16 protein-coding genes are annotated in these 13016 nt (G+C 59.7%); 5 read left to right on the top strand and 11 right to left on the bottom strand.

Translation table 11 applies throughout. The annotated features are described in order from the left end of the window. Nucleotides 1-101 precede the first annotated feature (101 nt). From NW845_RS07030 to NW845_RS07005, 6 genes are all read right to left on the bottom strand, one after another. Nucleotides 102-302 (bottom strand): Uma2 family endonuclease, encoded by a 201-nt coding sequence (locus tag NW845_RS07030; RefSeq protein WP_414366871.1) that lies wholly within the window; start codon nt 300-302, stop codon nt 102-104. Nucleotides 303-365: 63 nt separating this feature from the next. Then, the gene (locus NW845_RS07025; RefSeq protein WP_414377725.1) at nt 366-1112 is read right to left on the bottom strand and encodes a tyrosine-type recombinase/integrase; all 747 of its coding nucleotides are present in this window, start codon (nt 1110-1112) and stop codon (nt 366-368) included. Nucleotides 1113-1196: 84 nt separating this feature from the next. Then, nucleotides 1197-1352, bottom strand: a complete 156-nt coding sequence (locus NW845_RS07020; RefSeq protein ID WP_414366868.1) for a hypothetical protein — start codon at nt 1350-1352, stop codon at nt 1197-1199. 93 nt (nt 1353-1445) lie between these two features. Then, nucleotides 1446-2801, bottom strand: coding sequence for an acetyl-CoA carboxylase biotin carboxylase subunit (gene accC / locus NW845_RS07015; protein ID WP_414366862.1), 1356 nt, complete (start codon nt 2799-2801; stop codon nt 1446-1448). 232 nt (nt 2802-3033) lie between these two features. Then, a complete protein-coding gene (locus NW845_RS07010) occupies nt 3034-3192 on the bottom strand; it encodes a hypothetical protein (protein ID WP_414377723.1) in 159 nt (52 codons plus the stop codon). A gap of 98 nt (nt 3193-3290) precedes the next feature. Beyond that, nucleotides 3291-3701, bottom strand: coding sequence for an FHA domain-containing protein (locus NW845_RS07005; protein WP_414364298.1), 411 nt, complete (start codon nt 3699-3701; stop codon nt 3291-3293). 450 nt (nt 3702-4151) lie between these two features. Between NW845_RS07005 and NW845_RS07000 the strand changes: the two genes are divergently transcribed. Genes NW845_RS07000 through murG form a run of 3 tightly spaced genes read left to right on the top strand, consistent with a single transcriptional unit; the run spans nt 4152 to nt 6555 of the window. Continuing rightward, complete coding sequence (locus tag NW845_RS07000) at nt 4152-4463, top strand: rubredoxin (RefSeq protein WP_414377731.1); 312 nt, start codon at nt 4152-4154, stop codon at nt 4461-4463. Beyond that, nucleotides 4463-5461 carry a photosynthesis system II assembly factor Ycf48 gene (locus NW845_RS06995; protein ID WP_414377721.1) on the top strand — a complete coding sequence of 333 codons (999 nt, stop codon included), beginning with the start codon at nt 4463-4465 and terminating at the stop codon, nt 5459-5461. Before NW845_RS07000 ends, NW845_RS06995 begins: the two co-directional genes overlap by 1 nt. A 5-nt stretch (nt 5462-5466) precedes the next feature. After that, entirely contained in the window at nt 5467-6555 is a 1089-nt protein-coding gene (murG, locus tag NW845_RS06990; protein ID WP_414364303.1) for an undecaprenyldiphospho-muramoylpentapeptide beta-N-acetylglucosaminyltransferase, read from the top strand. A 326-nt stretch (nt 6556-6881) separates the two neighbouring features. Here the strand turns inward: murG and NW845_RS06985 are convergent, their stop codons facing one another. The 5 genes from NW845_RS06985 to NW845_RS06965 all read right to left on the bottom strand — a co-directional run bounded on the left by NW845_RS06985 (nt 6882) and on the right by NW845_RS06965 (nt 11488). After that, nucleotides 6882-8726, bottom strand: a complete 1845-nt coding sequence (locus NW845_RS06985; protein ID WP_414364305.1) for a chloride channel protein — start codon at nt 8724-8726, stop codon at nt 6882-6884. A 7-nt stretch (nt 8727-8733) separates the two neighbouring features. Further along, nucleotides 8734-9522 carry a type I methionyl aminopeptidase gene (gene map / locus NW845_RS06980; protein WP_414364341.1) on the bottom strand — a complete coding sequence of 263 codons (789 nt, stop codon included), beginning with the start codon at nt 9520-9522 and terminating at the stop codon, nt 8734-8736. A gap of 198 nt (nt 9523-9720) precedes the next feature. Next, entirely contained in the window at nt 9721-10236 is a 516-nt protein-coding gene (locus NW845_RS06975; protein WP_414364306.1) for a DUF2062 domain-containing protein, read from the bottom strand. Nucleotides 10237-10416: 180 nt separating this feature from the next. Continuing rightward, nucleotides 10417-10566 carry a hypothetical protein gene (locus NW845_RS06970; protein ID WP_414377719.1) on the bottom strand — a complete coding sequence of 50 codons (150 nt, stop codon included), beginning with the start codon at nt 10564-10566 and terminating at the stop codon, nt 10417-10419. A gap of 445 nt (nt 10567-11011) precedes the next feature. Next, on the bottom strand, nt 11012-11488 hold the full coding sequence (locus tag NW845_RS06965) for a DUF4168 domain-containing protein (protein ID WP_414371314.1): 477 nt from the start codon (nt 11486-11488) through the stop codon (nt 11012-11014). 694 nt (nt 11489-12182) lie between these two features. Here NW845_RS06965 and NW845_RS06960 point away from each other — a divergent pair. Next, on the top strand, nt 12183-12524 hold the full coding sequence (locus tag NW845_RS06960) for a DUF3155 domain-containing protein (RefSeq protein WP_414364309.1): 342 nt from the start codon (nt 12183-12185) through the stop codon (nt 12522-12524). A gap of 200 nt (nt 12525-12724) precedes the next feature. After that, entirely contained in the window at nt 12725-12982 is a 258-nt protein-coding gene (locus tag NW845_RS06955; protein WP_414364311.1) for a DUF3146 family protein, read from the top strand. Nucleotides 12983-13016 lie beyond the last annotated feature (34 nt).

The raw sequence follows: 13016 nt of genomic DNA, 5'->3' as shown, positions 1-13016 counted from the left end.
TTGGCATGATTTGCTCCCTAGAAATTGTGAAGCAATACATCCAGAATCAGTCAGAGGGTGCTATCCATCCCCACCGTCTATACGGTGGGGAATTCCGCACCTTACGTTAAGAATCCCCCGCCTGTAGACGGTGGGGGCGTCAAACAGCGCTGAGTTGGGCTAACGGCCCAGACCAGGGGGGCACCGTTCTCGAAGTACTCGGCAATCTTCCCCCCGATTTCTTCTACGGTGTTGCTGGCAGATAGTACTTCAACTGCCAGCTCCGGAGCACCCTCCAAAAAGCCGGTGGGCAGCTCGGTCACCCCTTGCAAGCATTCCCTTCCCTACTACAAACAAAATAGGGGCCAGGGCACAACAAGGGATCCCTAGATCAAGCCCTGATCCAAGATCGCGCGGGAACGGGCAATAGCTGCTCTCAAGTTGGCCCGCTGGGTGTAGCGCATCGTCATGGCAGCAGTCGTATGGCCCAGCAAGTGCTGGATAGGCTCAGGGGCAACGCCGCGATCCAGCAGCAGAGTGGCAAAGCTGTGGCGAAACTGGTGGGGGGTTTGGTGGCCCGGCTCAGGCTCGGTGAGCTTAAGCGCAATATGACGTAGGCCATCGTAGGTGAGGGGACGACCCCGGTAGGCCGGGCAGCGGGATTGGGAGACAAACAAGGGATCCGTCGGCGCGCACGGGCCCCGTTCTTGGCTTAGATATTGTTGCAGCAGCTCGGAGAGGGGATCCCCGACCGCCACAGCGCGGGGTTTACTTCTCTTGCCACAGCGCACCTCCAACAGGGATCCCTCAGGGCTGATCCGAAAATCCTGCACCGTCAAGTCCAACAGCTCCCGCGCCCGTAGGCCGCACTCCAGCAGCAGGCGGATCAAGGCTGCGTAGCGCAGAGAATGGCTCTGGGCCCGCTGCAGAACCCGCTGCAACAACAGCCGATCCAGGTCGCGAGGCAGACGAGCGGGCAGGCGGGCAGGTCGAATGGCCTGGGTGGGCAAGGGATCCGGAAAGTAGCCTCGCTGGCTGGCCCATTCAAAAAATTGTTGCAGCGCCAGCCGCTTCAGGTTGTAGGTAGCGGGAGAGGCAGGCGGATGGATCCACTGGCCCGAACGGTTGCGCAACGGACGCCCCCTCAAGCTGTTTAAAAAAGACTGAACGTGGGACGGCTGCACCTGTCCCAGCGGCACCGGGCAAGTTTTGGCAAACTACTCCAGAGCAATGCGGTAGGTGCGGCGGCTGGTTGGGGCCAGATCCCGCTCCTGCAAAAATTGCAGCACCAACTGGCTGAGGCTGGGCACAGGGCAGCTCGACTGACGCTGGAGATGCGCCTGTTGAACCGAGTCGGGCCAGGGATCCCTCATCTGCAAGACCAGCAACCCTCAACTCACCCTTAACTCTAACTTCCGGCAAGCCGCAGTTCAAAGCGGGATCCCAAACGACTTCTGATTGGATTGCTACTGGCTGGGCAGCAGGTGTTGGGTGATGAAATCCGTGTACACTTCGCCCCGTAAAAAAGCCTCGTGGCGCAGGATCTGCTGGTGGAAAGGGATCGTGGTGGGCACGCCGGTGATGGCGCATTCCCCCAGTGCCCGCTGCATGCGGCGGATAGCTGCCGCCCGGTTGGGCCCCCAGACGATCAGCTTGCCCAGCAGCGAATCGTAGTAGGGGGGAATGGTGTAGTCGGTGTAAATGTGGGAGTCCATGCGCACCCCCGGCCCCCCAGGGGGCAAATAGGCGCTGATGGTGCCCGCGCAAGGGCGAAACTGCTGCTTGGGATCCTCGGCGTTGATGCGGCACTCGATGGCATGGCCCCGCAGTTCCACATCCTTCTGGCGAAAGGTCAGAGGTTGACCTTGGGCGATGCGAATTTGCTCGGCAATCAAATCCAGCCCCGTCACCATCTCGGTAACCGGATGCTCCACCTGGATGCGGGTGTTCATCTCGATAAAGTAGAACTGGCCGTTTTTATCCAGCAAAAACTCCACCGTGCCCGCCCCCACGTAGTTCACCGCCTTGGCTGCCTTCACCGCTGCTGCTCCCATGCGGGCGCGCAAGCTCGTGGTCAAAGCCGGGCTGGGGGCCTCTTCCAGCAGCTTTTGGTGCCGCCGCTGAATTGAGCAATCCCGCTCGTACAGGTGCACCACATTGCCGTGGCTGTCGGCCAAGATCTGAAACTCCACATGGCGGGGGCGCTCGATAAACTTCTCCAGGTAGATCCCGCCATTGCCAAAGGCCGCCTGGGCTTCCCCCTGGGCAGTGCGCATCATCTTCAGCAATTCTTGGGCATCTCTGGCCACCCGCATGCCCCGCCCCCCGCCGCCGGCAGTGGCTTTGATGATCACGGGGTAACCGATTTTCTCCGCCAGCTTCACTGCTTCTTCATCAGAGGTGATCAAGCCGCGGCTGCCGGGCACGGTCGGCACGCCCACCGCTTGCATAGTCTCGCGGGCCGTGGCTTTGTCGGCCATTTTGCGCATCGCCTCTGGCGAGGGGCCGATGAAGATCAAGTTGTGGTCGGCACACATCTCGGCAAACTTGGCATTCTCCGCCAAGAACCCGTAGCCCGGATGAATAGCATTGGCGCCGCGGGTAAGGGCTGCCGAGATGATGTTGGGAATGTTGAGGTAGCTTTTGGCCACCGGGGCATCCCCTACACAGACGGCCTCGTCCGCCAGTTGGACATGCAGCGAGTTCTGATCCGCAGTGGAGTAGACGGCCACGGTGCGGATCCCCATTTCCTGACAGGTGCGGATGATGCGCAGGGCAATCTCGCCTCGGTTGGCGATCAGGATCTTGGTGATGGGCGGCATGAGGGGCGTTTGAGGTTAGAAAAATCTCGGCCGCTAAAGACCAGCGGTCCGTGCAAGGTAGGGTACGCAGGTGCTGATCCTACTATGGCAAGCAGACGGAAGGATCCAGATGGGGATCCCACATCTGGTCAATCCAGCCGACACCCTAGCTGGAGCTGAGGCGGCAGGGATCCGGCTCCAACAGGATCCCGGTGGGGGCAAACTGCGTAACCCAAAACCCCACCTTCTCAAACTAGCGACGCAGGCTGTCGCGCGCTTGGGCGGCCTGCTCTAGGCTGGGCATGATCCCAAAGACCGTTGGCCCCGACCCCGACATCAGGGATCCCAGCGCCCCTGCCGCCAGCAGCGATTGGCGCAATTCGCCCACAATCGCATACTCCGGCAAAACCACCTGTTCCAGGTCATTTCTGAACTGCGTAAGAATCCCCCCTTCAGGCGGTAGCCATTCCACCACGCCAAAGCCTTCCCCCCCAACTGATGAATCGGCTCTCACAGGCCAACGATCTGGGTATTTTCAAAGGTGGAGAGAATCCTGTCCAAATCCTGAGCTTGCAGGGAGTAGGTGGCAGTAGCGTCGTTGCCAAACTGGATCTCGTCTCCGTCCTCGAGATCGCGAAACTCCACCCGCTCCCCCCGGATGTAGAGGCCGTTGGTACTGGGCGTGCCATGGATGTCTCCATCGATGATTTGGTAGGTAAACCCATCGGGAGAGGAGGGAGATTCGGTCTTCACCAAAATGGCGTGGTGGCGGGAGACGTATTGGGAGTCGATGCGGATGCTGTTGCTCGGATCCCGCCCCAGGGAATAGAGCTCGGCTGTCAGCCAGTAAGCCTTTGGCCCGTGGCGATCCTTGACGATCAACACGTGGTTGAGGGTAGGTCGGCGAGGGGGCGTGGTCATGGCGGACACCCACTGGCACAACATGGGAATAGGATAGTCAAAACATAGCATGGGATCCAAGGCGTGAACCCTGGCCGGTTTGTCTGGCAGACCCCTTCGCCCCGCTGGCGAGTGAGACGACGTTCCTTGACGCTGCCGGAGAGGTGTCAAGAGATAGGCCAGGTATGCCCCTGTTCAAGACGGAGTCCCAGGGGATCCCATCTCGTGGCTGTTTTTAACTCTGCAAAATCTCCCCGCCCCCCGAGTTGGCAATCGGTGCTTTGAGGAAAGGATCAGAAGGCCGAGTAGATTTTTGTAACAATTCCTCTCATAATAAGATCTAGTGATGCAAATGCCTCCCAGACCATGAATGGCTCGCAACCGGATCCCGTCAACCCGCCCAAGCCCTCCAGGATACCGAAGCTAATCGAGTTGCCGGAAGATGAAGCCGATGCGCAGGTTGGCGATCCCATGCGCATGCAGCGCTATGAATGTCGCTCTTGTGGCTATGTTTACGAGCCGGCCAAGGGGGATCAGCTCAATCGGATCCCGGCAGGTGTGCCCTTTGAGGAGCTGCCTGCCGACTGGAGATGTCCGGTGTGCCGCGCCGGCAAGCGCCTGTTTCAAGCGGTGGGCGCCAAGGGCAAGCCTTCCGGTTTTCAAGAGAACTTGCGCTACGGCCTGGGGGTCAATGTAATGACCCCTGCCCAAAAGAACCTACTCATCTTCTTGGGATTGGCGCTGGGATTTTTGTTTTTGATGAGTTTCTACTTCGTCGAGTGATGGCCAAGATGCTTAAGCTCTGGAGACTGGTGCTGCTGGCTGCCTTCTCTCTCTTGCTGATGGCGGCGCGGATGCCAGACATGAAGGTGGTGCCCTGGCAACAAGTCGAGGTGCCCACCCAGAACATCCTGCTGGACATTGCTTTCACCGGCACCAACCCTTCTCATGGCTGGCTGGTGGGCGATAAAGCGACGCTGTTGGAGTCTCAGGATGGTGGCCTCCACTGGCAGGTGCGCAAGCTGACGGCACTGGAGCCGGAAGCCTACCTGAGCTCGATTAGCTTTGCTGGAGCAGAAGGCTGGGTGGTGGGGCAGCCGAAGATCCTCCTCCACACGCTCAACGAGGGATCCGACTGGACTTCCATCCGCCTCAGCAACCAACTGCCGGGGGAGCCGCTCCTGATCCAAGCCCTGGGGCCTGGGGCTGCTGAGATGGTAACCAATGTGGGGGCCATCTACCGCACAGAAGATGGGGGACAGACCTGGCATGCCCAGGTAGAAGAACCGATTGGGGCAATTAAAAACATTGCCCGCGGCCCAGGAGGAGAGTATCTGGCCGTGTCATCGCGGGGCAGCTTCTACTTTCTCTACACCCCCGAAAGTCGGTCCTGGAAGCCGTATCCACGGGAAAGCTCTCGCCGCATTCAGAACATGGGCTTTGGCCCCAACGGCAGCGCCTGGAAATTGAACCAAGGGGCGGAGATTGCTTTCACGGACGACTTCACCTCCGGCGAGTGGTCCAAGCCGTTGCGCCCTGGGCGAGCCCTCAGCTTTGGCTATCTGAATGCGGCCTACCAGAACGACCACGACTTATGGGTGGTAGGCGGCGGCGCTACCCTGATCCATAGCCCCGATGGCGGCAAAACCTGGGAGCAGGCCAAGCAATTGAGCAACATTCCCGCCAATTTCTACAGCATTGAGTTTTTCGGCCCGGAGCAAGGGTTTATCCTCGGGCAGCGGGGTACTCTCCTGCGCTACGTTGATCTCAACGGCTCCTAACACGGGTGAGCACACGCGCCAGGGACACAGCTTCACCTCTGCGGCTGTTGGTTGCGGCCAGCGGAACGGGAGGACACATCTTTCCGGCGCTGGCCGTTGTCGAGCAGTTGCCCACCTGGCAGATTGAGTGGCTGGGGGTGCCGCAGCGGCTGGAGGCGAAGCTGGTGCCGGATCGCTACCCGCTGCACCGAGTGGCCATGTCCGGCTGGCAGGGATCCCCCTGGCAGAAGCTGGGATCCCTGGGTCAGTTGGCATGGGCAACGCTGCAGGTGCAGCGGATCCTTAGGAAAGGACGGTTTGACGCTGTACTGACCACCGGCGGCTACATCGCCGCCCCGACCATCTTGGCGGCTCGCTCGCTGGGGGTGCCGGTGTTGCTACATGAGTCCAACTGCCTTCCGGGCAAGGTGACCCGCTGGCTGGGGAGATTTTGTCGGCTGGTGGCCCTGGGCATGGCGGAAACGGCAGAGCATTTGCCAGGGGCGATCACCTGCGTGGTGGGCACGCCGGTGCGCTCGGAGTTCTATCAGCCCCAGCCCTTGCCCGCGGATCTGCCAATTCCGGAGGGGGATCCTTTGATTGTGGTGATGGGGGGAAGCCAGGGGGCACGGGGCCTGAACCGCATGGTGGCCGCCTGTGCCCCGGCCTGGTTGGAGGCAGGGGCCTGGATTGTGCATTTGACCGGCGGCAGTGAGGTTGGGATCCCTTCCCATCCCCGCTACCGCGCTTTTCCTTTCCGCACCGATGTGGCGGCCCTGCTGCAGCGGGCAACTTTTGCCATCAGCCGAGCTGGCGCCCTCAGCCTGGCAGAGTTGTGGGCCACCGCCACCCCCGCCATTTTGATCCCCTATCCTTTTGCCGCCGAAGACCATCAGTATCACAACGCCCTGGCCTTTGTGGAACGGGGTGGGGGAGTGGTCATGCGAGAATCTGAGGAGAATCTAGCCTTGCTGCGGCAGACGGTGCTGGCCTGGCTGGCTCAGCCCCAGGTGGTTGCCCAAATGGCCGCCAACTTGAAGGCGACAGCTCTTCCCGCTGCCAGCAAGGCAGTTGCCCACCTGCTCCAGGAGATCTGCCGAGATTCTGCCCGTTAACTCCCCCAAAGGGCCAGCTGTGGTACGCTAGATGTTTGCCCACCGCCTACCTAAGCCTACCCCCGCGCTGGAGACCTCAGCCTGGTGGGAACCTCGTCCTGCTGAGGCGAGCCTCAACGTCCTTCCGGTGGCAAGCATCCGGAAGACGCCAATCTCTTGGCCAGGCTGCAAAGTAAGCAGAACCTTGGGGCTCTGCTGCAGGGAACTGTGTAGAGGCGTCTTGACAGTGCCTTTGTGAGTTCGTTTATGGACTGCGTAAGAATCCCCCGACTTTAGTGGAGGAGTGTCAAGAATGTCCCTCCGCCCCGCTGCGGCAGCGCTGCTCCCTAGTCTGCCGGCGTAGGGGAGGAGGGGGTGGGCTGGGCAGGGATCCCATTTTTGCCCCCATCTGGAGCAAGAACTTCCGGCTCAAGGACTTGCCGCATAGATTCGATCTCTTGGGAGAGCAACACCCGCTCCCGATCCAGGAGGCCAACCACATGCTCCGGATCCTCCCGCGAGACCACTGGCAACTGGCGCAAATCGTATTCGTACATCGGCTCGGCGGCCACCGCCACGGCCTCGTCGGGGAAGGTAGTGAGCACAGGAGCCTGGCTGACCTGCTCTACCGTCAGTTCGGCCAATTCCCCGGCTTCCCTGTGGGCCAGGGCCCGCTCGAGGTCTTCCAGAGTGAGAATGCCCCGCAGCCGCTCTTGCCCGTCCACCACCAAAGCGCTGTGACACTTTTGTTGCAGCAAACGCTCCAGGGCCTCCCGCAGGGGCGTATCCTGTTGCAGCAGCAGAGAAGGGGGCACCATCACCTCTTGAACCGTCAGGCCCTTCGGCTCCTGCCTGCGACGGGCGGAAGGGTAAATGGCCGGCGGGTGCAACTGCTCCGTTAGCCAAATGCTCAAGCCCACCGCTGCCATCACTGGCAAGGCGATGTGGTAGTCCCGCGTCATCTCAAACAGCAGCAAAATCGCCGTTAGGGGAGCCCGCACGCTGGCCGCCAACACCGCCCCCATGCCCACCATGGCGTAGGCGGCAGGGGGAGAGAGGGCAATAGCAGGCAAAGCCTTTCCCAACACCTGGCCGTAGCCTGCCCCCAACACCGCCCCCAAGAACAAAGCCGGGGCAAAGGTTCCCCCGACAAAGCCGCTGCCCAAGCTCACTGCGCTAAGGAATAACTTGCCTAGCAACAGCAGGCCAAGCTGGCCGAGGGAAAAGGGCACCGCCTGCAGAATCAACTCAATCGTCTCGTAGCCCACCCCCAGGGCCAACGGGATCCCCAGGCCGACACAGCCCAGGATCCCACCGCCCAGAATCGGCTTGCTCCAGGCCGGCCAGGCCGCCAGGAGGCCACTACCGAACAGGTGCTTGCCCCATTCCAGCGCGTAGCCGAAGGCGATGGAGACCAAGCTGGCCAAAAGGCCCAAACCCAAATAGAGGGGCACCTCCAGGAGGCTGTGGAGCTCGTAGGCAGGTAAGACAAAAGCCGGCTGGGTAATGGTCGGCAGCAGAAAGGCCGGCTGCGCCCCCAGCCCTACCTGGGCGATCAGGGCCGACACCACCGCTGCCAACACCACGACGCTGACGGCCGACGTGGTAAAGGAGCGAGCTAAGGCCAGCTCCAGCGCCAAAAACACCCCAGCAATCGGCGCGTTAAACCCCGCCGCCAGCCCCGCCGCTGCCCCTGCAGCCATTAACAGTTGCACTCGCTCCCGCGAGAGGCGCAGGTTTTGCCCGAGCAGACATCCCAGCAGGGCCCCGCTTTCCACGCTGGGGGCCTCTGGCCCAAGCGAGGCTCCCGCCCCCAACGAGATGGCAGCAGCCACCAGCTTAAGGGGGATCCACTCTGGGCGAGGGGCGAGAGGTCGGTTGGAACTCACCAAACTGGAGAGGCTGAGGTTGGGGAAAGGCAGAACCACCCCCAGAGTGCCGATCAACAGACCCCCCAGCAGTGGCGCCAAAATGGTTGCCCAGGATCCCAGCAGCAACAGGCCGTGTTGTTGCGCAGCCCTGACAATGCTATCGACGAGAGTATCCTGCAAAAGATAGCGGCACCAGCCGATGAGATAGCGAAACCCCACCACCAAAAGCCCTGTGCCCAACCCCGCTGCTGCCGCCAGCAGCAGCAGTAGATTCTCAGAGGAGAGACGCAGGCGGGGATCGGCAGCGCTCACACTGTCCATAAAGGGCTTAGGAGCTTGAAGAAGGCAGAGTCAGGATCTCCACGCCGGTTTCGGTAACGGCAACCGTATGTTCAAACTGAGCGGAGAGCTTGCCATCTGCCGTAACAGCCGTCCACTTGTCGGGCAGCACCCTCACTTCCCAGGTACCCTCGTTGATCATCGGCTCGATGGTGAACACCATGCCGGGGCGGAGCTTTTCCCCCTTCCCCCGTTCGCCGTAGTGGGGGATCTGGGGTGCCGTGTGGAATTGCCGTCCCACCCCGTGGCCGACAAAGTCCCGCACCACACTGTAGCCCTGCGACTCGGCGTACTCCTGGATGGCAGCCCCGATATCCCCAACTCTGCCGCCTGGCCTCACGGCGGCAATGCCTCGCCGCAGGCATTCTTCCGCCACCTCCACCAGACGCCGCGCCCGCTCGGAAGGCTGCCCGACAAAGAACGTTTTGGAAGTGTCGCCGTGGTAGCCATCCAAAACTGGGGTGACATCAATATTGATAATGTCCCCCTCCCGCAGGATCTGTTTGGGGCTGGGAATGCCGTGGCAGACGACGTGGTTGACGCTGGTGCAGATGGACTTGGGAAAGCCGTGGTAGCCCAGAGGGGCGCTCCTGGCCCCGTGGGCCCGCGTCCAGCGCTCCGCCTCGTCGTTAAGCTCTTGGGTGGTAACCCCCGGCTGCACCATCGGCTCCAGGTGCTTGAGCAGATCCGCGGCCAGGCGGCAGGCCCGTCGCATCTTCTCCAGCTCCCGCGGCGAGAGCAACACAATCGGCTGAGGAGCTTGGGTAAGCTGGCTCATGCCCGTCTGCAAGGCGGATCCCAATTGTTCCCCCCATCGCTGCGAGCGGCGGCTGAGATCGGTTAATAGCGATCGCATGTCTTCCATCGTCAAACCCTTCTGTTCTCCGAAGTTCGATCCATCTCTGAAGTCTGAGCCGCCAGGGATCCCGGCCTAGTCCAGCTTTGGGTTGGGCCTTCTGAGCCGCCCTACATCCCTTCACAGGGTATTGCAGACCCGGCCCATTCTCCGCCGCCGGCGGATCCGCTGCACCAGCCACAGCCCCAGAAAGTAGCTAACGAGGGCACCCCAAAACCCGACAAATGCACAGCCGACAAAGAGCGTACCCGAGACCTCCAGGCCCCACTGCATCCAGTTCTGGGCTACCACCAGTTCCGAAGTGGCAAAGGCTGTTCGGGATCCCAGTAGCCATTCTCCCACCCGGTAGTTAAACGCATAGATCGGCACATAGGTGAGGGGGTTGCTCACCCAGGTTCCTGCCGCCGCCACCAGCTTGTTGCCCCGCAAAGGAACGGCCAACAGCAGAGCCACCAGGGTTTGAAAGCCGAAGATGGGAAAACAACCCGCAAAAACTCCCGCCGCCAGGCCGCGGGCAATCTCCTTGGGAGAGGATTGCATTCGCAACAGGCGCAAATATAGGTAGCGCAGCCACCGCCTCCAGCCCAGATCCCGGCGGGGCAACGTCAGCGCAGGTTGAGACTCAAGATAGGGCACAGCGGATCCCGGCGAACCTGTGAACCAAGAAAATGGTCTCAGCCACGAGAGGGGGCTCATGATGGCGAGAGTAGAAACTGAGAAAAGGTGTTAAGCCGTGTAAATCCATTGTATCTTTCCTGCTGCCGAAGACAAAGGGTTACCGGCAGATCGGCGCCGAGGGATCGCCTCAGGGGGTGGCTAGCTGAGCTTGTCCACCAAGGCCAGCACGAAGTTGAGACTCAAGTAGGAAACCAGCACCAGTAAGAACAGAAACAGTGCAACGCTCAGCACAGCTCGCAGAGATCCCGCTTGAACTTTGGGGGCGGGCTTTTCAGGCGGAGTTGTCATCCTCAAGTCCCAGAGAAGATCCTAGAAGACTCCAATTCTAGGATCTCATCCTGGGGAGACGGGAGCCGGAAGATTGCCAAAAAGTTGCTCAGTACCTCAACTTTGGCCCCCCACCCGCTAACGGGGTTACGTTGGCGAGCTGTATGCCGAAAGGAACTTGCACCAATAGGCTGATAATTTGCCTCGCAGCTCGTTTTATTTTTTACCTTGCAAGACGGGAAGGCTTGCGCTGTACCTGCAAGGTCAGCGTCAAATAGTGGTTAGCGCGTGCCCAGCTCGGATCTGTAGTGGCAGGGAGGGGCAGGATTGAGCTTGACCCCTGTACAACAACAGGTGAACTTGTTGCAAGGGAAAATCTGCCTCAACAGCGAGGCCGGCCACACTTGTTCTACCTCGCGGTTGCCCTAGGTTCTTTCTGTCTCCAGCCAACAGCAGTCGGCTCAACCTAGGGCCTAGGCGTCGGGGTGGCTGGCTGGGGAGAAGCAGAGGACTCCCTTTCTTCGATCACTTTTTGCAAGCGGGCCCGCACTCGCTGGTTCAGAACAGGATCTTCGTTGGCCAGGGTCATCAGCTCGCGATATTCGGCCACCGTCAGCCCCTGCTTCTCGACAATGCGGCTGGCTTGGGTTTCCGTGCGCTGCATAATCTGCTCGTACTCTTCTTCGTTCTGGGTCTCTCGCAACTGAGCGCTGGCTTCCCGGATCAAAGGATCCAATTCCAACAGAATCTGCACCAACTGCTCCACCTGAGCATCGGTAACTTGCTCTGGAGTTAGAGTTGGGGAAGCTTGCGCGCTGGGATCCCCCCCTGTAGCCGGAGAAGGAGTTGCAGCAGGACTGGGGAGCGAGGTTGCCTTCTGTGCCCAAAGCGGCGGGGATCCTAGAGTCAATCCCAGACTCACCAGCAACGCGAATTTCCTCATGCCCAAAACTCCCTAGACCTAGACTGAGACCGACCAAAACCCCCATGGCTCAGGTCATGCCTGAAGCCAGAGTAGCAAGAGGTCTGTCTGCCGTCTAAGGGTTTAACGCAGTATGGGAAACCTATCCTGGACATATTGCTGGACATATTGTAGAAACAGAAAATTAGTTGTACAGTCGTAGTACTCTCTCCAAAGGCTGCTCGCCACGCGAGTATTCCCTTTGGTGGAGCTGCTCTAGGTTTGCGCAGTTGCCATTAACCAACCCTAATCCACACCAAGGGGGGTTGTCCGCATATGAGTTTAAGTATATGTCCCGTTGAGCATCCCTTTGGGCGATGCTAGCTTGGAAGCAAGATCCGAAGGGAGTCTCCTGCGCTGGCAGTTGACTTTCTTCGCAGGCCTCAGAGCTCATCGATAGCCTATTGCCTCTCCTGTCCTAACCTGCTCTTGGCTCGCTCCCTTGCTGAGCGAGGAGGTTTATTTTTCAACTGAGTAGGCGGTTTCTCGGCAGAGTTCTTGGAGGGGCGACAGAGGTGAGTTGCCTCTCTTTTCTGTTCGGGGAGGAGGACGTCTGTTGTCTTTTGTTATCTCTGTAAAGGATGATAACAAAGGCCGGTAGAAGTTATTGATTTTCTTAAGTAGTACTGATATATTCTTTGCGGTTGTCTTGTAATCCTTCTACAGGAGGCTGACATTGGTCAGGAGAAGAAAGCGTAAGAGCCGCCGTCGTTTGGAGGGGCGCAAAATTTTAGATCATATTCCTCAATTTAAATTAGATAGCGGCGAAGAAAAGTCTGTAACCGCCGCTCGGAGGTATATACAGGAAAACTCTATTCAGCCGCCTGCGCTGATTCTGGTTCGGCGAAACGAGCACACGGTAGACCGATTTTTCTGGGCGGAGAAGGGACTGTTTGGTGCGCAATATGTCGAAGAAAATCACTTTCTCTTTCCCAGCTTACGGGCTTTGCTAGCGGAGGTGGCGGCTGAGAAGCCGGAGAAAAAATCTCCTAAGGCTTTGGCAACTGCCGCTCAATAGTTTCTATATAATCGTTCCCGGCCTCAGGAGCTGAAGAAACAGCCCCCCAGGGGCGTTTGTTGTTATCCTCGGCAAGAGAACCATCCAACCAACGGGTCCCTTTCCGTCTAGCATCTATCTAGCCCTTCACGGCCTATCTTCGACTTCTCGGAGAGGGGTTTGCGCGCTACCCTACAAGGGATCCCGTCGGGAGGTTCTGGATGAGCCGACTGCCGCAGACCACCGCCCATGTACAAATTACCCGCCGCTCCTGGCAGGAGGGCGCTATTGAAGGGGAAGTCAACGCCAACGGTTGGGTTTGGCGCTTTTGCTGGCACTTTCGAGCTGGGGAGCTGAAGGTGGAACCCTCCGTAGGACGGGCCTTGATTTGCGAGCCCTTAAGCCGCTTTTTGGAAAAATCTGACTATCTGTTGGAACCCGGCAGCAACTACTCGTTTGTGATTCGCAGCCGTCTCTAACCGGCCATCCAGGGATCCCTAGGCATGGAGGAGC

It is taken from the genome of Synechococcus sp. H60.2, from assembly GCF_047462315.1.
GTDB lineage: Bacteria > Cyanobacteriota > Cyanobacteriia > Thermostichales > Thermostichaceae > Thermostichus.
This window is presented reverse-complemented; position numbering and strand designations above follow the sequence as displayed.